At 75.3% G+C, this 18,195-nt stretch carries 19 protein-coding genes; 8 read left to right on the top strand and 11 right to left on the bottom strand.

From position 1 onward, the window contains the following. Window positions 1–241: 241 nt before the first annotated feature. Genes ACZ60W_RS26240 through ACZ60W_RS26210 form a run of 7 tightly spaced genes read left to right on the top strand, consistent with a single transcriptional unit; the run spans window position 242 to window position 8,223 of the window. The gene (locus ACZ60W_RS26240; RefSeq protein ID WP_469757825.1) at window positions 242–1,240 is read left to right on the top strand and encodes an ADP-ribosylglycohydrolase family protein; all 999 of its coding nucleotides are present in this window, start codon (window positions 242–244) and stop codon (window positions 1,238–1,240) included. Further along, window positions 1,237–2,706, top strand: a complete 1,470-nt coding sequence (locus ACZ60W_RS26235) for an ADP-ribosylglycohydrolase family protein (protein ID WP_469757824.1) — start codon at window positions 1,237–1,239, stop codon at window positions 2,704–2,706. Before ACZ60W_RS26240 ends, ACZ60W_RS26235 begins: the two co-directional genes overlap by 4 nt. Beyond that, a complete protein-coding gene (locus tag ACZ60W_RS26230; protein WP_469757823.1) occupies window positions 2,642–3,838 on the top strand; it encodes an ADP-ribosylglycohydrolase family protein in 1,197 nt (398 codons plus the stop codon). The genes ACZ60W_RS26235 and ACZ60W_RS26230 overlap by 65 nt, the downstream gene beginning before the upstream one ends. Next, entirely contained in the window at window positions 3,835–5,247 is a 1,413-nt protein-coding gene (locus ACZ60W_RS26225; RefSeq protein WP_469757822.1) for an ADP-ribosylglycohydrolase family protein, read from the top strand. The genes ACZ60W_RS26230 and ACZ60W_RS26225 overlap by 4 nt, the downstream gene beginning before the upstream one ends. Further along, window positions 5,244–6,164: a ribokinase gene (gene rbsK / locus ACZ60W_RS26220; protein ID WP_469757821.1), complete on the top strand. Its 921-nt coding sequence runs from the start codon at window positions 5,244–5,246 to the stop codon at window positions 6,162–6,164. The genes ACZ60W_RS26225 and rbsK overlap by 4 nt, the downstream gene beginning before the upstream one ends. Further along, window positions 6,161–7,384: a CaiB/BaiF CoA transferase family protein gene (locus tag ACZ60W_RS26215; RefSeq protein WP_469757820.1), complete on the top strand. Its 1,224-nt coding sequence runs from the start codon at window positions 6,161–6,163 to the stop codon at window positions 7,382–7,384. The genes rbsK and ACZ60W_RS26215 overlap by 4 nt, the downstream gene beginning before the upstream one ends. Further along, the gene (locus ACZ60W_RS26210) at window positions 7,381–8,223 is read left to right on the top strand and encodes an HpcH/HpaI aldolase/citrate lyase family protein (protein WP_469757819.1); all 843 of its coding nucleotides are present in this window, start codon (window positions 7,381–7,383) and stop codon (window positions 8,221–8,223) included. The genes ACZ60W_RS26215 and ACZ60W_RS26210 overlap by 4 nt, the downstream gene beginning before the upstream one ends. A gap of 80 nt (window positions 8,224–8,303) precedes the next feature. On the opposite strand, the gene lgt is transcribed toward ACZ60W_RS26210, so the two are convergent. The 11 genes from lgt to hisI all read right to left on the bottom strand — a co-directional run bounded on the left by lgt (window position 8,304) and on the right by hisI (window position 17,430). Further along, entirely contained in the window at window positions 8,304–9,305 is a 1,002-nt protein-coding gene (gene lgt, locus ACZ60W_RS26205; protein ID WP_469757818.1) for a prolipoprotein diacylglyceryl transferase, read from the bottom strand. Between the two features lie 84 nt (window positions 9,306–9,389). Then, complete coding sequence (locus ACZ60W_RS26200; protein WP_469757817.1) at window positions 9,390–10,211, bottom strand: DsbA family protein; 822 nt, start codon at window positions 10,209–10,211, stop codon at window positions 9,390–9,392. Window positions 10,212–10,274: 63 nt separating this feature from the next. Beyond that, window positions 10,275–11,096: a tryptophan synthase subunit alpha gene (gene trpA / locus ACZ60W_RS26195; RefSeq protein WP_469757816.1), complete on the bottom strand. Its 822-nt coding sequence runs from the start codon at window positions 11,094–11,096 to the stop codon at window positions 10,275–10,277. Continuing rightward, a complete protein-coding gene (gene trpB, locus ACZ60W_RS26190) occupies window positions 11,093–12,331 on the bottom strand; it encodes a tryptophan synthase subunit beta (RefSeq protein ID WP_469757815.1) in 1,239 nt (412 codons plus the stop codon). Before trpB ends, trpA begins: the two co-directional genes overlap by 4 nt. Window positions 12,332–12,658: 327 nt before the next feature. Further along, window positions 12,659–12,883 carry a tryptophan biosynthesis modulator TrpM gene (gene trpM, locus ACZ60W_RS26185; RefSeq protein WP_469757850.1) on the bottom strand — a complete coding sequence of 75 codons (225 nt, stop codon included), beginning with the start codon at window positions 12,881–12,883 and terminating at the stop codon, window positions 12,659–12,661. Between the two features lie 64 nt (window positions 12,884–12,947). Next, window positions 12,948–13,757, bottom strand: coding sequence for an indole-3-glycerol phosphate synthase TrpC (trpC, locus tag ACZ60W_RS26180; RefSeq protein ID WP_469757814.1), 810 nt, complete (start codon window positions 13,755–13,757; stop codon window positions 12,948–12,950). A 149-nt stretch (window positions 13,758–13,906) separates the two neighbouring features. Then, the gene (locus ACZ60W_RS26175) at window positions 13,907–14,443 is read right to left on the bottom strand and encodes a DUF2752 domain-containing protein (protein ID WP_469757813.1); all 537 of its coding nucleotides are present in this window, start codon (window positions 14,441–14,443) and stop codon (window positions 13,907–13,909) included. A 77-nt stretch (window positions 14,444–14,520) separates the two neighbouring features. Continuing rightward, window positions 14,521–14,775, bottom strand: coding sequence for an HGxxPAAW family protein (locus tag ACZ60W_RS26170; protein ID WP_469757812.1), 255 nt, complete (start codon window positions 14,773–14,775; stop codon window positions 14,521–14,523). Window positions 14,776–14,912: 137 nt separating this feature from the next. Then, the gene (locus ACZ60W_RS26165; protein ID WP_469757811.1) at window positions 14,913–15,563 is read right to left on the bottom strand and encodes a TIGR02234 family membrane protein; all 651 of its coding nucleotides are present in this window, start codon (window positions 15,561–15,563) and stop codon (window positions 14,913–14,915) included. A 14-nt stretch (window positions 15,564–15,577) separates the two neighbouring features. After that, window positions 15,578–17,068, bottom strand: coding sequence for an anthranilate synthase component I (locus ACZ60W_RS26160; RefSeq protein WP_469757810.1), 1,491 nt, complete (start codon window positions 17,066–17,068; stop codon window positions 15,578–15,580). Window positions 17,069–17,079: 11 nt separating this feature from the next. Beyond that, window positions 17,080–17,430, bottom strand: a complete 351-nt coding sequence (hisI, locus tag ACZ60W_RS26155; protein ID WP_469757809.1) for a phosphoribosyl-AMP cyclohydrolase — start codon at window positions 17,428–17,430, stop codon at window positions 17,080–17,082. A gap of 84 nt (window positions 17,431–17,514) precedes the next feature. Here hisI and ACZ60W_RS26150 point away from each other — a divergent pair, with 84 nt between their 5' ends. After that, entirely contained in the window at window positions 17,515–18,150 is a 636-nt protein-coding gene (locus ACZ60W_RS26150) for a TIGR03085 family metal-binding protein (RefSeq protein ID WP_469757808.1), read from the top strand. Window positions 18,151–18,195: the final 45 nt, after the last annotated feature.

Below are 18,195 nucleotides of genomic sequence, written 5' to 3'. Positions count from 1 at the left end.
TTCCGGCGGGCCGGGTCGCACCCGCCGCCCCCAACACCCTCGAAAATACAAGCGATGTAAGGGGTCCGCCAGCAAGGCAGGCCGTACTTACTAAGGCCCGCCTCACCGGAGCGCGCGACGCCTGGCGGGGTGTCAGCCGGGTGACAGAGACGTTTCTTCGGCGAGTTCCCGGCGCGCGGTGGCACAGATCCAGGCATCGGGGGCGCCACCGGTGCGCCCCACCCGAGGAAGGGGCCGCGACATGGTGACCACCACGGCACGCGACACGCGTGAACGGGCGAGGGGGGCGCTCCTCGGCCTCGCCGTCGGCGACGCGCTCGGCGCGCCCGCCGAGAACATGCGGCCCTCCGAGATCCGCCGCCGCTGGGGCCGCATCGAGGGGTTCGTGACGGACAGCCCGGCCGGCACGGACGACACCGAGTACGCCGTCTTCTCCGCGCTCCTCCTGGCCCGGCACGGCTCGGCCCTCACCGTCCGGCACGTGGAGCAGGCGTGGCACCACTGGATCGCCGACCTCGACGAAGGACCGTTCCGCGGCGCGGGCTTCTCCGAGCGCGGCACCCTGGAGAACCTCCGCCGCGGACTCGCCGCCCCCATCTCCGCCCAGCACCGGCACGCCTGGAGCGACGGGCTGGCCATGCGCGCCGCGCCGTTCGGGGTCTTCGCCGCGGGCCGGCCGGCCGAGGCCGCCCGGCTGGTGGCGATCGACGGCAGCGTGAGCCACGACGGCGAGGGCATCTACGGCGGCCAGGCGGTCGCGGCGGGCGTCGCCGCGGCGATGGGCGGCGCGGGCGTCACCTCGGTCATCGCGGCGGCCCTCTCCGTCGTCCCGATGGACTCCTGGACCGCCCGGTCGCTGCGCCGCGCGGTCGTCGCCGCCCAGCGCGTCCAGCCCGACCCGCTGACCCGCGAACGGCAGGTCCGCTCCGCCGTGGTCATCGGCGGCTATCCCTGGACGGACCTCGCCCCCGAGGCCGTCGGCCTCGCCTTCGGCGCCTTCGCGGCCGCCCGCGGCGACTTCCGCACGGCCGTCCTCACCGCCGTGAACATGGGCCGCGACGCCGACACCACCGCCGCCGTGGCCGGCGCCCTCGCCGGCGCGATGTCCGGCGTCTCCGCCATCCCCGAGGAGTGGGCCACCGCCATCTCCCCCGTGACGGGCAGCTGCCTCCCCTCGATGCGCGGCTACCACGTCCTCGACATCGCCGACCTGCTCACCCCGGAGGAGAACGCCACATGACCGCCAACCCCACGCCCACGGCCGCCCACGCCTCCACGCCCGCCGCCCCCGACGCGCCGCCCGCGGACGACCGCCCCCCTGTCCCGGACGACCGTCCCCCCGTGCGGGAGGGCCGGAGGCGGCGCCCGGCGCCGGAGACCGCCCGTGTCCTCCTGGACGCCCCGCAGGACCCCCCGCCGCTCCCGGTCCCCGGCGCGCCGGAGCCCGCCCCCGTCCGCGGCACCGGCTCCTGGGGCGGCGAGGCCCCGGAGGCGGACGAGGCGGACGCGCCCCGCAGGGCGGGGCGGGACGCGGTCGAAGGACTGCTGCTCGGCCTCGCCGCGGGCGACGCCGCGGGGTGGCCCGCGGCCCGGCACCGCGCGGCGCGGATGCCGGAGTGGACCCGCCGCCTGACGCGGGAGCTGGACACGTTCGCGGAGCAGAACGCGACGACGACGCTCCCCGTCCCCATCGCCCTCAACCAGCCGCCCGAGCCGCTGCGCCTGGGGCCCTCCGACGACGCGGAGTGGGCGGTGTTCACCGCGGAGGCGGTGCTCGCGGCCTCCGGTCCGGTGTTCGCCGGGCTGCCCCCGGAGCGGCGGCTGCGCGCGGCGGTCGACCTCGCCTGGAACGCCCTCGCGGGGCAGGTGGCCGCCGCGGCGGACCGCGCGCCGGAGATCGAGTCGGCGGTGCTGCCGCTGCGCGCCCGGATCTCGGTCCGGGCCGGTCTGGGCAATCTGGCCACCGGTCTGCGCCCGCCCGCCACGGGCCACGACAACCCGCACTTCTTCGACGACGCCGCCTGTGTGCGGGCGGCCGTCCTGGCGGTGGTCCACCCGGGTGACCCGCGCGCCGCCGCAGGACTCGCCGAGTTCGACGCCCGGTACACACAGGACGGCGACGGGGTGCACGGCGCGCGGGCGACGGCGGCGGCGGTCGCCGCGGCGCTCGGCGGGGCGACGGTGGACGAGGCGGTGGGGGCGGCGCTCGCCGAACTCCCGCCGGCCACCGAGATCGGCCGCAACGCGCGCTACGCGGTGGAGCTGGCGCGGACGGCCGGTTCGGCGTTCGAGCTGGTGCCGCTCCTGGAGCACCGGATCGTGGACCACGTGTACAGCTACGGCATCGCCGCCGCCGAGACCGTCCCGGTCGCGCTGGCCCTCGCGATCGCCGCGCGGGGCGAGATGACGGCCGCGGTGCCGGCCGCCGCCTGTCTCTCCCGGGTCGCCGACTCGGCGCCGGCGCTGGCCGGCGCGCTCACCGGCGCTCTGGGCGGCGGGCGTTCGGTGCCGGGCAGCTGGCGGGACGCCTGCCGGACGCTGGCGGGGTGCGCGCTGCCGCGGCTGGCGGGGACGGACCTGGTGGAACTCGCCGGGCTGCTGGGAGCCACGGAACCGGCCGCCCCAGGTGGACAATTCCGGCATGACTCCCACACTGGACGTCCCCACGGCGAAGCTGCCCCCGCTGGACGTGCCCACACTGGATGACCGGATCACCGGAAGTCTCCTCGGGGCCGCCGTCGGCGACGCGCTGGGCGGCCCCGTCGAGGGCTACACCCCCGAACAGATCCTGGAGCGCCACGGGGGCCGGGTCACCGGCGTCGTCGGCCCCTGGAACGGCGGCGACTGGCGCACCGCCCGCCCCATCGCGCCGTACCACAAGGGCGACGGGCACGTCACCGACGACACCCTGATGACCCACGCCCTGATCAGGGTGTACGAGAAGGTGCGCGGCCACCTCGACGCGTACGCGGTCGCGGACCACCTCGTGCCCGAACTCATGGGCTCCCCCGTCTGGATCCCGGAGCTGGAGGCCGAGGCCCTCCCCCTCCAGCGCCTCTTCCTCGCCGAGAAGTGGATCGTGGCCCGGCTCCACTACGGCCACGTCGACCCCCGCGAGGCGGGCAGCGGGAACATCGTCAACTGCGGTGCGGCGATGTACATGGCGCCGGTCGGCCTGGTCAACGCCGCGCACCCGGCGGCCGCCTACGCCGAGGCGGTCGACGTCGCCGGCGCCCACCAGTCCTCCTACGGCCGGGAGGCCGCGGGCGTCTTCGCGGCGGCGGTCGCGGCGGCCTGCGCGCCGGGGGCGACCCCGGAGTCGGTGGTGGACACGGCCCTGGCGCTGGCGAAGGACGGGACGCGGGCGGCGATCGAGGCGGTCGCCGAAGTCGCTTCCGCGCACACGGACTTCGAGACCGCGCTCGCCCCCCTGCGCCGGGCGGTCGCGCCCTTCGACTCGGTCGGCCCGGACTACCGCTCCCCCTCGCTCGGCGCCCGACGGCCCTCCCGGCTGCACGCGATCGAGGAGCTGCCCGTCGCCCTCGGCATGCTGCTCGTCGGCGGCGGCGACTTCCGGCGTACGGTCCTCGGCGCCGTCAACTACGGCCGGGACTGCGACTCGATCGCCACCATGGCCGGGGCGATCGTGGGCGCCCTGCGCGGCGCGTCCGCCGTGCCCGCCGAGTGGGCGGAGCAGGTCGCCGAGGCCAGCCGCCTCGACCTGCACGCCCCGGCCGCGGCCCTGACCGCCGTCGCCCGGGAGGTCTTCGCCCATGACACCGCGGCGCGCCGGACGCACGAGGCGGCCTTCACGACCCTGACGGGCACGGACCGGTGACCCTCCGCCTCACCTGGGTCCAGCCGGAGGACCTCGTGGGCCACGAACTGCGCCAGGCCGCGGAGGACGGCCGCGACGCCCGCGCCCTCGCGGCCCGCTGGTCGGCGGCGGGCGGCCCGCCCGCCCCGCCGGCCGCGGGCGCCTCCGGCACCCCCCGCCCGGAGCTGCGGGCCCTGGCGGAGGAGCTCCTGGACGCCCTGGCCGCCCTCCCCTCCCCCCTGGCGGAGCGGGAACCGGCCTCCCTCGCCGGCATCCGGGCCCTGACGGAGGCCGACCGCGCCACCGGTGCCGATCGCGGCCCCCGTGCCGACCGCGCCACCGGTGCCGGCCCCCGTCCGGCGGGGAGGGACGCCGGGCTCCTCGACCGGCTGCACGCCGCCTGGCTGGGGCGGGCCGCCGGGTGCCTGCTCGGCAAGCCCGTCGAGAAGCTGCCCCTGCCGGCGATCCGGGCGCTCGCCCGCGCCTCGGGCAACTGGCCGCTCACCGGCTGGTTCACCGCGCGCGGCGTCCCCCGGCAGCTGCTGGACGAGCACCCGTGGAACCGCCGCTCGGCCGCGACCTCGCTCGCCGAGAACATCGACGGGATGCCCGAGGACGACGACCTCAACTACCCCCTCCTCAACCTGCTGCTGCTCCGCCGGTACGGCCGCGGCTTCACCACCGCCGACGTGGCCCGCCTCTGGCTGGACGAACTCCCGGCCGGCCGGACGTTCACGGCCGAGCGCGTCGCCTACCGCAACCTCCTCGACGGCGTCGAACCGCCGCTGACCGCCCTGCGCCGCAACCCGTTCCGGGAGTGGATCGGCGCCCAGATCAGAGCCGACGTGCACGGCTGGACCCACCCGGGCGACCCGGACGGCGCGGCCGCGCAGGCGTACCGGGACGCGGCCCTCACCCACACGGCCAACGGGGTCTACGGCGCCATGTTCGTCGCCGCCGCCGTGGCCGCCGCGGCGGCCGGCAGCGCCGACGTCCACCAGGCGCTCGCCGCCGGCCTCGCCGTGGTCCCCCCGCGCTCGCGCCTCGCCGAGGCCGTCCGGCTGGGCATCGCGGCCGCCCGCGCCACCCCCGACTTCGACGCCGTCGTCGACCGGCTGCACGCCGCACTCGGCGGGTACCACTGGGTCCATGCCGTCCCCAACGCCGCGCTGCTCGCCGCCGCCCTCACCCACGCCGACGGGGACTTCTCCCGCTCGGTGTGCGCAGCGGTCTCGGGCGGCTGGGACACCGACTCCAACGGGGCCACCGCCGGCTCGGTCGCCGGGCTGCTCGCCGGGCACCCCGACCGGCTGCCCGAGCGCTGGACCGCCCCCCTCAAGAACCGCCTGGCGACGTCGGTGCCGTCCTTCGACGGCATCGGCTTCGACACCCTGGCCGAACTGACACACACGGAGGCAGTACGCCCATGACCAGCATCGTCGTGCTCGGCAGCACGAACATGGACCTCGTGGCCTACGTGCCGAGGGCCCCGGCCCTCGGCGAGACGGTCACCGGCCGCTCGTTCCGCACCATCCCGGGCGGCAAGGGCGCCAACCAGGCCGTCGCCGCCGCCCGGGCCGGCGGCGAGGTGGCGATGATCGGCGCGGTCGGCGCGGACGACTTCGGCGGCCGGCTGCGGGCCACGCTGGAGCACTGCGCGGTCGACACCGATCTGCTCCGCACCTCCGAGGGCTCCTCCGGCACCGCCCACATCGTCGTCGACGACGAGGGCGGCAACGCGATCGTCGTCGTCCCCGGCGCCAACGGCACCGTCACCTCCCTCACCCACGGCGACGAGGCCCTCATCGGCACCGCCGACACCCTGCTCCTCCAGCTCGAACTCCCTCTCTCCGTCGTCGTCGAGGGCGCCGAGGCGGCCCGCCGGCTCGGCGTCCGCACGATCCTCACCCCCGCGCCCGCCCAGCCCCTGCCGCCCGCGCTCCTCGCCGCCACCGACCTGCTGGTGCCCAACGAGCACGAGGCCGCCGCCCTCACCGGTCTCACCGACCCCCGCGCGGCCGCCCTGGCCCTCCTGCGCGACGTCCCCGAGGTGGTGATCACCCTGGGGGCCGCCGGCAGCCTGTACGCGGCGCGCGGCGCCGACCCGGTCGCCGTGCCCGCCCCCCGCGTCCGGGCCGTGGACACCACCGGGGCCGGCGACACCCTGGTCGGCGCCCTCGCGGTCGCCCTCGGCGACGGCCGGCCCGCCCCGGAGGCGCTCGCCTGGGCGCACACCGCGGCCGCGCTCTCCGTCCAGCGGGAGGGCGCGTCGACCTCGATGCCGTACCGCGTCGAGATCGAGGCGGCCTTCCACTCCCCCCACACCCTGGAGGCCGACGCCGTATGACCGCCCACGCCCCGGCTCCCGCGCCCACGCCCCCCGCCGCGCCGCTCGACGGGCTGCGCGTCCTGGATCTCGCCACCCTCTTCGCCGGTCCGCTCGCGGCCATGATGCTGGGCGACTTCGGCGCCGACGTCGTCAAGGTCGAGCACCCCCGCAAGCCCGACCCGTCCCGGGGCCACGGGCCCGCCAAGGACGGCGTCGGCCTCTGGTGGAAGGTCCTCGGCCGCAACAAGCGGGCGATCACCCTGGACCTGTCCACGCCGGGCGGCCGCGACACCCTGCTCGCGCTCGCCGCCGAGGCCGACGTGATCGTGGAGAACTTCCGGCCCGGCACCCTCGAACGCTGGGGGCTGGGCTGGGAGGAGCTCTCCGCCGTCAACCCGCGGCTGGTGCTCGCCCGCGTCACCGGCTTCGGCCAGTTCGGCCCGTACGCCCACCGCCCCGGCTTCGGCACCCTCGCCGAGGCGATGAGCGGGTTCGCCGCCATCACCGGCGAGCCCGACGGCCCGCCCACGCTGCCCCCCTTCGGCCTGGCCGACTCGATCGCCGCCCTCGCCACCGCCTACGCCGTGATGACCGCGCTGACCGCCAGGACCACGACCGGCCGCGGCCAGGTCGTCGACATGGCGATCATCGAGCCGATGCTCTCCGTCATCGGCCCCCACGCCCTCTGGTACGACCAGCTCGGCTACGTCCAGCCGAGGACCGGCAACCGCTCCCGCAACAACGCCCCGCGCAACACCTACCGGACGGCCGACGGCTCCTGGGTCGCCGTCTCCACCTCCGCCCAGTCGATCGCCGAGCGGGTCATGACGCTGGTCGGCCGCCCGGAGCTGATCGACGAGCCGTGGTTCGCCGACGGCGCGGGCCGGGCCGCGCACGCGGACGAACTGGACGAGGCGGTCGGCTCCTGGATCGCCCGCCACACGCGCGACGACGCGATGGCCGCGTTCGAGAAGGCGGAGGCCGCGATCGCCCCGGTCTACGACATCCGGGACGTCGTCGCCGATCCGCAGTACCAGGCGCTCGGCACCGTCACCGAGGTGCGGGACCCCGAGCTCGGCCCGATCAGGATGCAGAACGTCCTCTTCCGGCTCTCCGAGACCCCCGGGGCCATCCGCTGGCCCGGCCGCCCCCACGGCGCCGACACCACCGCCGTCCTCACCGAACTCGGCCTCACCCCCGCCGAGATCGAGGACCTGCGCGACCGGGGCGCGGTATGAGCACCCTGACCGGTGCTCCGGGCGCCGTCGGTCTCGTCCCGGCCCGCACCCCCCTCACCTGGCTGTACGCGCCCGGCGACCGGCCCGCGGTCGTCGCCAAGGCCCTGGCCTCGGGGGCCGACGTCGTCATCGTCGACCTGGAGGACGCGGTGGCCCCGCACCGCAAGGCGTACGCCCTCGACGCCACGGCCGATCTGCTCGCCGACGTCCATCCCGTCCCGGTGCACGTCCGCGTCCACTCCCCGCACGACATCCCCGTCCTGGCCCTGCTGCCCGGCCTCCGCGGCCTGCGGGTGCCGAAGGTGACGCACGCCTCCGACATCCACCGGATCTCCGCGATCGCCCCGGGCCTCCCCCTCTACCCGCTCCTGGAGAACGCCCTCGCGGTGGAGCACGCCTTCGCCATCGCCACCGCCGACCCCGCGGTGCGCGGCCTCGCGCTCGGGGAGGCGGACCTCCGCGCCGACCTGGGCGTACGGGAGGACCGGGCGCTCGACTGGCCGCGCAGCCGGGTGGTGGTCGCGGCCCGTGCGGCCGCCCTGCCGCCCCCGGCGCAGTCGGTCCATCCCGACATCGGCGACCTGGAGGCCCTGGCCGCCGGCTGCGCCCGGGGCCGGGCCCTGGGGTTCCTCGGCCGGGCGGCGATCCACCCGCGTCAGTTGCCGGTCATCGAGCGGGCCTATCTGCCGACGGCCGAGGAGGTCGACGCGGCGCGGGAGGTCGTCGAGGCGGCGGCCGGCGAGCCCGGCGCGCTGGCCCTGCCCGACGGCCGTTTCGTCGACGCCGCGGTCGTGGCGGGCGCCCACCGGGTCCTCTCCCTCGCGTCCCGCGCGGTCTGAGCCGGGCGTGGCGGGAGGCCGCGGGCATGCGAAGGGGCCGCCGGCACCTCTCGGTCCCGGCGGCCCCCGACAGCGGCGGATCAGCTCTTGGCGGCCGATCCCGCGCCGTTGTCGGCGCCGTGCTCCTCGTTCCCGGCGGCGTCCTCCGGGCCGGCGTCCCCGGAGGCGGCCGTCGGCTCGTCCCCGTCGGCGTCGTCCTTCCCGGGCGCGTCGTCCTGCGCGGCCCCGTCCTCGGACTTCTCCGTCTTGTCCGCCTCGTCGGCCTTCTCCGACTTCGGCTCGACGATCTCCTCGCGGCCCGGCCGCACCCGCGACGAGACCACGATGTAGACCACCGCGAGCAGGAAGACGACGATCGCCGTCCAGACGTTCAGCCGCAGGCCGAGCACGTGGTGGGCCTCGTCGACCCGCATGTACTCGATCCAGGCGCGGCCGGTGCAGTAGGCGGCGACGTACAGGGCGAAGGCCCGCCCGTGGCCGAGCTTGAAGCGGCGGTCGGCCCAGATGACGAGGAAGCCGACGCCGACGCACCAGAGCGACTCGTAGAGGAAGGTCGGGTGGTACAGCCCGGCCTCGCGGTTGGCGCTCTCGGTGATCTTCAGGGCCCAGGGGACGTCGGTCGGGCGGCCGTAGAGCTCCTGGTTGAACCAGTTGCCCCAGCGGCCGATGGCCTGGGCGAAGGCGATGCCGGGCGCGATGGCGTCCGCGTAGGCCGGGAGCGGGATGCCCCGGCGGCGGCAGCCGATCCAGGCACCGACCGCGCCGAGCGCGATGGCGCCCCAGATGCCGAGGCCGCCCTCCCAGATCTTGAAGGCGTCGACCCAGTTCTCACCCTCGCTGAAGTACAGCTGGTAGTCGGTGATCACGTGGTAGAGGCGTCCGCCGACGAGGCCGAAGGGCACCGCCCAGACGGCGATGTCGGCCACGGTGCCGGCGGTGCCGCCCCGGGCGATCCAGCGCTTGTTGCCGTACCAGACGGCGACGAAGACACCGATGATGATGCAGAAGGCATAGCCGCGCAGCGGGATCGGTCCGAGGTTGATCACGCCGGTCGACGGGCTGGGAATGTAGGCAAGGTCCATGGCAGGACCGACGCTACCCTGCCGGGCGGGCGGGACGGCAGCCCGCCCGGCAACGTCTGGGTAACTAACCCGGCCGGAGGCGGCTCAGCCCGCCGAGGGCGAGGCCGAGCCGGCCGTCCTGCCCTTGCCGGCCTCGGCCACCCACTTCTTCAGGTTCTCCGGGGAGATCTGCTCGTTCCCCTTCGTCGGGAAGATCGACTCGCCGTTGAGGAGGACCGTGGGCGTGCCGCGGAAGCCGCCGTTCTGGAAGGCCTCGTTGGACTTCACGACCCAGCTGTCGTGCGTGCCGTCCTGGACGCAGCTGCGGAAGGCCGGTGTGTCGAGCCCGGGCACCTTCGCCGCCAGCTCGATCAGCTTGTCGTTGTTCCCGAAGGCGTCGTCCGTCTCCGGGGGCTGGTTGGTGTAGAGCGTGTCGTGGTACGCGGTGAACTTCCCGGCGTCCTGGGCGCACGCGGCCGCGTTCGCCGCGCGCAGCGAGCCGCTGCCGCCCATGTTCCCGTCGATGAGGGTGGCGAGGTGGTACTCGGCCTTGAGGGCGCCGGACGCCTCCAGCTCGTGGATGGTGTCCCGCATGACGTTCTCGAACTGGGCGCACGCCGGGCAGCGGAAGTCCTCCCAGATCGCCAGCGTCGACGGGGCGCCGCTCTTCCCCGTCGGGATGGCGGGCTTGTCGCCCTCGATCGATCCGGTGGGCGCGACCACCGGGCCGGCCTTGTCGGAGCCGCCGTCCTTGTCGCCGCTCGCGGCGATCACCCCGACGACCGCGGCGAGGCCGAGGACCCCGACCACCGCCGCCGACACGATCAGGACGCGCCGCTGCTTCTCGCGGGCCTTGTCACGCTCGCGCTGCTGCTGGAGGCGCTCCCGCGCGCTCCGGTTACCGTCACCACGGTTCTTCTCGCTCACGCCTCAGGAACGAACCGGGGAGGCACCTACGTGCCTCCCCGGTCGCAGATCCACCCCAACGGGTTACCGGACGCGCCGGACGCCCTCCGCGAGTTCGCCCGCCAGTTCCCTTACGGCGGCGAGACCGGCGGCCTCGTCGCCGTCGGCGTCGAGGATGCGCTGCACGAAGGCGGAGCCGACGATGACGCCGTCGGCGAAGCCGGCGACCTCCTTGGCCTGGGCGGCGTCGGAGACGCCGAGGCCGACGCAGACCGGCAGCTCGGAGGTGGCCCGGGTGCGGCGGACCAGGTCCGCGGCCTGCTCGCCGACCGACGCGCGGGTGCCGGTGACGCCCATGAGCGAGGCGGCGTAGACGAAGCCGGAGCCGACCGACGTGATGGTCGCGAGCCGCTCGTCCTTGCTGCTGGGGGCGACGACGAAGACGGTGGCGAGACCGCGCTTGTCGGCGTGCTCGCGCCAGACCGCGGACTCCTGGACCGGCAGGTCGGGCAGGATGCAGCCCGCGCCGCCGGCCGCGGCGAGCTCCTCGGTGAAGCGCTCGATGCCGTACCGGTCGATCGGGTTCCAGTACGTCATGACGAGGACCGGCTTCCCGGTGGCCTCGTGGGCCTCGCGGACCGTCCGCATGACGTCGGCGATCTTGACGCCGCCGCGCAGGGCGATGTCGTCGGCGGTCTGGATGACCGGTCCGTCGAGGACGGGGTCGCTGTGCGGGAGACCGACCTCGACCACGTCGGCGCCGCCGTCGAAGACGGCCTTGATCGCCGCGATGCCGCCGTCGACGGTCGGGAACCCGGCCGGCAGGTAGGCGATCAGCGCGGCGCGGTCCTCGGCCTTCGCCTTGGCGAGGGTGTCGCCGAGCAGCTGGATGTTCCCGGTCGTCACTTCGAGCCCTCCCCGTCGTACAGCCCGAAGTAGCGGGCGGCCGTGTCCATGTCCTTGTCCCCGCGCCCCGAGAGGTTGACGAGCAGCAGGGCGTCCTTGCCCAGCTCCTTGCCGACCTCCAGGGCCCCCGCGAGGGCGTGCGCCGACTCGATGGCCGGGATGATGCCCTCGGTACGGGAGAGCAGCCGCAGCGCCTGCATGGCGGCGTCGTCGGTGACGGCGCGGTACTCGCCGCGTCCGCTGTCCTTGAGGTAGGCGTGCTCGGGGCCGATGCCCGGGTAGTCGAGGCCGGCCGAGATCGAGTAGGGCTCGGTGATCTGGCCCTCCTCGTCCTGGAGGACGTAGCTGCGCGAGCCGTGCAGGATGCCGGGCTCGCCCGCGGTCAGGGTGGCCGCGTGCTCGCCGGTCTCGACGCCGTGGCCGGCCGGCTCGCAGCCGATCAGGCGGACGCCCGCGTCGGGGACGAAGGCGTGGAAGAGGCCGATGGCGTTGGAGCCGCCGCCGACGCAGGCGATCGCCGCGTCGGGCAGCCGCCCGGCGCGCTCCAGGAGCTGGCGGCGGGCCTCGACGCCGATGACCCGGTGGAAGTCGCGGACCATGGCCGGGAAGGGGTGCGGGCCGGCCACGGTGCCGAACAGGTAGTGCGTCCGGTCGACGTTCGCGACCCAGTCGCGGAACGCCTCGTTGATGGCGTCCTTGAGGGTGCGGCTGCCGGACGTCACCGCGATGACCTCGGCGCCGAGCATCCGCATCCGGGCCACGTTGAGGGCCTGGCGCTGGGTGTCGACCTCGCCCATGTAGATGGTGCAGTCGAGGCCGAAGAGGGCGCAGGCGGTGGCCGTGGCGACGCCGTGCTGGCCGGCGCCGGTCTCGGCGATGACGCGCGTCTTGCCCATGCGCTTGGTCAGCAGCGCCTGGCCGAGCACGTTGTTGATCTTGTGGGAGCCGGTGTGGTTCAGATCCTCGCGCTTGAGGAAGATCCGGGCGCCGCCCGCGTGCTCGGCGAACCGGGGCACCTCGGTCAGGGCGCTCGGGCGGCCCGTGTAGTTGACCATCAGGTCGTTGAGCTCGCGCGCGAACTCCGGGTCGGCCTTGGCCTTGTCGTACTCGACGGCGACCTCGTCCACGGCGGCGACGAGCGCCTCCGGGATGAACTTGCCGCCGAAATCGCCGAAGTAGCCCTCGACGTCGGGGACCTGGCCCTCCAGGTCGGGAATGAAGAACTCGCTGGACATGCGGATGCTCCTCGCGGGGCGGGTGCCCCGGGTGACGTGTGGTTGATGGTCACGTTATGCGCGCGCCACGCCGACTCACCGCGACACGGACGCCTGTGGCTCCGCCCGTTGGGGGCCATCGTCCGCCAGGGGCGGAACGGGTGGGCACAACGGACGGCGCTCCCTGCCGGGCCCGGGCTTCCGGGCCGGGACCCGAACCCTGAACGCGGCACTGCGTCGGTGCGGGTCGGGGCACGGGGGCGGAGGCACCGCCGAGGGCGCCGTCCCGTGTGCCCACCCGTCCCGCCCCGCGGGACTGCCCCCACGGGGCCCTGCGCGCGACGGGGGTCAGGCGTCGTGTGTGAAGGTGCGCGGCGCGCGCGGGCGCCATCGCATGCCGTTGACCTGGCCCGGCTCGGAACCGATGACGTACCGGACCCGGCGGCCGTGGACTCGGCGGGCGGGCGCGCGGCAGCCGCGCGGCCGGCAGCCCCGGGCGAGCGGGGCGTGCTTGGAGACGGGGGCGGCGGCGGTACGGAGCCGGCCGCGGCGCCCCGAGGTGCCCGCGGTCACGGCCGAGCCGCCCGGGGCGGTGCCCAGGGCGGTCGGCGTGGCGCGGACGGGGGTCACGGCGGGGTCAGCTCCGGCCGTGGCGGAGGGCGGGGTGGGCGCCCGCGGCGACCAGATCGGCGACGGCGGCCTTCGGGTCGCGGCCGGTGACCAGGGACTCGCCGACCAGGACCGCGTCGGCGCCGGCGTTGGCGTACGCGATGAGGTCGTGCGGGCCGCGGACACCGGACTCGGCGACCTTGACGATGTGCGCCGGGATCTCCGGGGCGACGCGCTCGAAGGTGGAGCGGTCGACCTTGAGGGTCTTGAGGTTGCGGGCGTTGACGCCGATGATCCGGGCGCCCGCGTCGACGGCGCGCTCGACCTCCTCCTCGTCGTGGACCTCGACCAGCGGGGTCAGCCCGATGGACTCGGCACGCTCGATGAGGGAGACCAGCGCCTCCTGCTCCAGGGCGGCGACGATGAGGAGCGCGAGGTCCGCTCCGTACGCCCGGGCCTCCCAGAGCTGGTACGCGGTGACGATGAAGTCCTTGCGCAGCACCGGGATGTCGACCCGGGCCCGGACGGCCTCCAGGTCGGCGAGCGAGCCGCCGAAGCGGCGCTGCTCGGTGAGGACGGAGATGACGGCGGCGCCGCCCGCCTCGTAGTCGGCGGCGAGACCGGCCGGATCGGCGATCGCGGCGAGTGCGCCCTTGGACGGGCTGGAGCGCTTGACCTCGCAGATCACCGTGACGCCGTCGCCGCGCAGCGCGGCGACCCCGTCCTTGGCCTGCGGCGCCTTGGCGGCGCGCTCCTTGAGCTCGTCGAGGGTGACCCGCGCCTGTCGCTCTGCGAGGTCGGCGCGCACGCCTTCGATGATCTCGTCGAGCACACTCACGCGAGGGGCCCCCTTCCGGGACGGTGATGAGGAAACAGGTTCAGCCACTTCGATCCTATCCGCAGGACGGCCCCGGACCCGCATCGGCCGGAGCGGCGTCCCATCTGCTGGGACTCCCGTCGGGGTTCCCGCGGGCCCGCATCCGGCCCTCAGGGGGCCAATGCGGAGCCGAAGGGAAGGTTCCGGACCAGGGTGAAGAGGGCGAGGACGGCCCCGATCCCCCACCACCAGACCGGGGAGACCGCGAGGCGCATCGGCGTCCCGCGGGCGGCGCGAATCAGCCAGAGGACGGTGACGACGGCGAAGACGCCGTAGCCGACGACGGCCAGGGCGTTGGCGCCCAGGGCGGCCGCCAGGTCGCCGGTGACGAAGGCGTGGGCGCTGCGCAGGCCGCCGCAGCCGGGGCAGTACAGGCCGGTGAAGCGCAGGAGCGGGCAGACGGGGTAGTGCCCGGGTTCGTTGGGGTCCACGGCGCCCACGTACGCGAACGCGGCGCAGACCCCGGCGAGCGTCGCGACGGGCGCGAGCAGCCGCCGCGCGAGGGGCCGCGGCGGCGGGAGGTGTCCGGGCTGCGGTCCCCACCCCGGCGTGTCGTGCGCGGGCGGGTAGGGGCCCGGCGGGGCGGGTTCACCCGGACGGGTGGGGGGATCGTCGGTCGCGGCTCCGGCCGTCGGGTGCGTGTCCACCCGGTGATTCTCGCCCCTGACGCGCGAGGGCGCAGCCCGGCGTCGCCGGACCGCGCCCTCGGGTGCGTCGGGTCGCGTCAGGAACGGGCCAGCGCGGTCCGGGTCGCGGCGTCGCGGGCGGCGACGACGGCGGCCGACTCCTTCGGCATGCCGAGGCCCGCCACCTTCATCGCGCCGCCGACGATGCCGCCGAGGACGACGACACCCATGCCGGCCCAGAAGCCGGGACCGTTGGCGGCGACCATGAAGACGCCGGCGATGCAGAAGCCGATGAAGGAGATGATGACACCGGTCCAGGCGGCCGGGGTGTGTCCGTGGGCGCTGCCCGCCATGAGTTGCTCCTCGTTGCAGTTGCTCGATGGTGAGGTCTCGCGTGCGCGGACACTCTGCGCTCATTGTCCCGCACGCGGGCGCGCGAGGATGAATCGGGGGTACCCGGACGATCACGCGTCGCGGGCGGCCGCTCCGCTCAGCCCCCGTGCGTGGGGTCCTCGCCGCGGTCCAGGGCCTTCCAGAGGTCCTCGGGCCGGTCGGGGTCGGTGGGGGCGGCCTTGCGGCCGGCGCGCGGGGCTCCGGACCGCTCGTAGCGGCCGCCCATCGCGGGCCATTTCTTGCCGAAGCGGAGGGCGAGGAGGCCGGCGAGCAGGATGAGGACGGCGCCGGCGGCGGTCACGTAGGGCCACGCGGTGTGGGTCAGTCCGGCGACGGCGGCGGCCGTGTCGCCGCTGATGCGGGCGGCCTCGGCGTCGAGGGCGGTGCTGTCGGAGGCGCCGAGGAGCGCGGCCAGCGCGGCGCCCGCGCCGCTGAGCGCGAGGAGCGCGGCGACCAGGGTGCGGCCGGTGCGGCGGACGGCGAAGACCGCGAAGAGCGCGGCGAGGCCGACGATCGCGAGGGCGGTCGGCACACCGGTGACCGCGCCGCCGTCGGCCTCCACGGGGACGCTGCCGCCGCCGACGGACGCGGTGCCCTCGGCCCAGATCTGGCCGGCGGAGAGCAGGACGACGGTGGCGCCGAGGGCGCCGAGGAGGAGGGCCGCGGCCAGGCTGCGGCGGCCGCCGGTGGGGACGGCCGCGCGGGCGGCCCGGGGCTGGGGTACGGGTACGGCACTCACGTACCCCACTATCCCCTACGTGCTCACGAGACGTTCATCCGGTTGGCGGTGTGGACGGCCCGCAGGACGGCCGCGGCCTTGTTCCGGCACTCGTTGTCCTCGGCGACCGGGTCGGAGTCGGCGACGACACCGGCTCCGGCCTGCACGTACGCGGTGCCGTCGCGGAGCAGGGCGGTGCGGATGGCGATGGCGGTGTCGGCGTCGCCGGCGAAATCGAGATAACCGACACATCCGCCGTACAGGCCGCGCCGGGAGGGTTCGAGCTCCTCGATGATCTGCATCGCGCGGGGCTTGGGGGCGCCGGAGAGCGTGCCCGCGGGGAAGCAGGCGGTGAGGACGTCGAAGGCGGTCCGGCCGTCGGCGACCCGGCCGGTGACGGTGGACACGATGTGCATGACGTGTGAGTACCGCTCGATCGACATGAAGTCGACGACCTCCACCGAGCCGGGGGCGCAGACCCGGCCGAGGTCGTTGCGGCCGAGGTCGACGAGCATGAGGTGCTCGGCGCGCTCCTTGGGGTCGGCGAGCAGCTCCTCGGCGAGGTCGTGGTCCTCCTGCGGGGTGGCGCCGCGGTGCCGGGTGCCGGCGATGGGGTGGACCATCGCCCGGCCGTCCTCGACCTTGACGAGGGCCTCGGGGCTGGATCCGACGACGTCGAAGCCGTTCTCGAAGCGGAAGAGGTACATGTACGGCGACGGGTTGGTGGCCCGCAGGACCCGGTAGACGTCGAGCGCGGAGGCGGCGCAGGGGGTCTCGAAGCGCTGCGAGGGGACGACCTGGAAGGCCTCTCCGGCGCGGATGCGCTCCTTGATGTCCTCGACGGCGTCCTGGTAGGCCGGGCCGCCCCAGAGGGCGGAGAACTCGGGGAGCTCGGAGGCCGGGAGGGCGGTGGGGGTGGTGGCGACGGGGCGGGCCAGGTCGGCCTGCATCGCGTCGAGGCGGGCGACGGCGTCCGCGTACGCCTCGTCGACGCCGGTCTCCAGGTCGTTGTGGTTGATCGCGTTGGCGATCAGCAGGACCGAGCCGTCCCAGTGGTCGAGGACCGCGAGGTCGCTGGTGAGGAGCATGGTGAGCTCGGGGAGCTCCAGGTCGTCCCGGCCGTGCTCGCCGATCCGCTCCAGCCGGCGCACGATGTCGTAGCCGAGGTAGCCGACCATGCCGCCGGTGAAGGGGGGCATCCCGGACGCGAGGTCGCGGGGGGTGTGGAGGGCCTCGACGGTGGCGCGCAGGGCCTGGAGGGGGTCACCGTCGGTGGGGACGCCGACGGGCGGGGTGCCGAGCCAGTGGGCCTCGCCGTCCCGCACCGTGAGGGTGGCGTCGCTGCGGACCCCGACGAAGGAGTAGCGCGACCAGGAGCGGCCGTTCTCCGCGGATTCGAGGAGGAAGGTGCCGGGGCGTTCCCCGGCGAGCTTGCGGTAGAGCCCGACCGGGGTGTCGCCGTCCGCGAGGAGCCTGCGGCTGACGGGGATGACGCGGCGGTCGGCCGCCAGCTTGCGGAACGTCTCGAGATCCATGGCGCCAGACCTTACTGGGATACGGGGAGCACGTCGGTGTCGAAGCAGGTGCGGGTGCCGGTGTGGCAGGCGGCGCCGACCTGGTCGACCTTGACGAGGACGGTGTCGGCGTCGCAGTCGAGGGCGACGGCCTTGACGTGCTGGACGTGACCGGAGGTGTCACCCTTGACCCAGTACTCGCCGCGGCTGCGGGACCAGTAGGTGGCGCGGCCGGTGGTGAGGGTGCGGTGCAGGGCCTCGTCGTCCATCCAGCCGAGCATCAGCACCTCGCCGGTGTCGTACTGCTGGGCGATGGCGGGGACGAGCCCGTCGGGGCTGCGCTTGAGCCGGGCGGAGAGGGCCGGGTCGAGATTGCTGCTCATGGCGCCATTGTGCCGTGGTCCGGGACGGTGTCCGGCGGGGCGTCCACTGGGCGGACCGCGCGCGCCGGTCGTACGCTGGCGTGCATGTCGACCCATGCGAAACGCGAACGGCTTCTGCTCGCCGATCTGTTGGAGGCGGCGGGCCCGGACGCGCCGACGCTCTGCGAGGGCTGGCGCACCCGGGACCTGGCCGCCCACGTGGTGGTGCGCGAGCGGCGGCCGGACGCCGCGGCCGGTTCGCTCGTCCCGGTGCTGCGGGACCGGCAGGACCGGGTCCAGGCGGAGTTCGCGGACAAGCCGTACGAGGAGCTGATCCGGCTCATCCGGACGGGTCCCCCGCGGTTCTCGCCGTTCACGATCAAGCAGGTGGACGAGGGGGCGAACGTCGTCGAGTTCTACGTGCACGCCGAGGACGTGCGTCGCGCGCAGCCCGACTGGTCCGCGCGCGAGCTGGACCCGGTGTTCGCCGACGCCCTGTGGTCGCGTCTGGAGCGGATGGCCCGCCTGCTCGGCCGCAAGGCCCCGGTCGGCCTGGTGCTGCGCCGCCCCGACGGCCAGACGGCGGTGGCCCACCGCGGCACCCCGGTCGTGACGGCCTCCGGCGAGCCGGGCGAGCTGGTCATGTACCTGTACGGGCGCCAGGACGCCGCCAAGGTCGCCCTGGAGGGCGAACCGGACGCGATCGAACGCCTGCGGGAGACCCGGCAGCTGGGGATCTAGGCGGCCGTTCAGGGGCCTGCCGAGGCAGACGGAGAAGGAAGGGCC

Source organism: Streptomyces sp. NPDC104202, assembly GCF_055584185.1.
The sequence above is the reverse complement of the archived record's forward strand: the minus strand, read 5'-3'. Positions and strand labels throughout refer to the sequence as shown.

Excerpts from the sequence above, each read along its gene's own strand:
- ACZ60W_RS26215 (WP_469757820.1), top strand. The coding sequence starts at position 6,161 with ATGACCGCCCACGCCCCGGCTCCCGCGCCCACGCCCCCCGCCGCGCCG.
- ACZ60W_RS26240 (WP_469757825.1), top strand. The coding sequence starts at position 242 with ATGGTGACCACCACGGCACGCGACACGCGTGAACGGGCGAGGGGGGCG.
- ACZ60W_RS26235 (WP_469757824.1), top strand. The coding sequence starts at position 1,237 with ATGACCGCCAACCCCACGCCCACGGCCGCCCACGCCTCCACGCCCGCC.
- hisI (WP_469757809.1), bottom strand. The coding sequence starts at position 17,430 with ATGAGCAGCAATCTCGACCCGGCCCTCTCCGCCCGGCTCAAGCGCAGC.
- rbsK (WP_469757821.1), top strand. The coding sequence starts at position 5,244 with ATGACCAGCATCGTCGTGCTCGGCAGCACGAACATGGACCTCGTGGCC.
- lgt (WP_469757818.1), bottom strand. The coding sequence starts at position 9,305 with ATGGACCTTGCCTACATTCCCAGCCCGTCGACCGGCGTGATCAACCTC.
- trpB (WP_469757815.1), bottom strand. The coding sequence starts at position 12,331 with ATGTCCAGCGAGTTCTTCATTCCCGACCTGGAGGGCCAGGTCCCCGAC.
- ACZ60W_RS26160 (WP_469757810.1), bottom strand. The coding sequence starts at position 17,068 with ATGGATCTCGAGACGTTCCGCAAGCTGGCGGCCGACCGCCGCGTCATC.
- ACZ60W_RS26230 (WP_469757823.1), top strand. The coding sequence starts at position 2,642 with ATGACTCCCACACTGGACGTCCCCACGGCGAAGCTGCCCCCGCTGGAC.
- ACZ60W_RS26150 (WP_469757808.1), top strand. The coding sequence starts at position 17,515 with ATGTCGACCCATGCGAAACGCGAACGGCTTCTGCTCGCCGATCTGTTG.
- ACZ60W_RS26210 (WP_469757819.1), top strand. The coding sequence starts at position 7,381 with ATGAGCACCCTGACCGGTGCTCCGGGCGCCGTCGGTCTCGTCCCGGCC.
- ACZ60W_RS26170 (WP_469757812.1), bottom strand. The coding sequence starts at position 14,775 with ATGGCGGGCAGCGCCCACGGACACACCCCGGCCGCCTGGACCGGTGTC.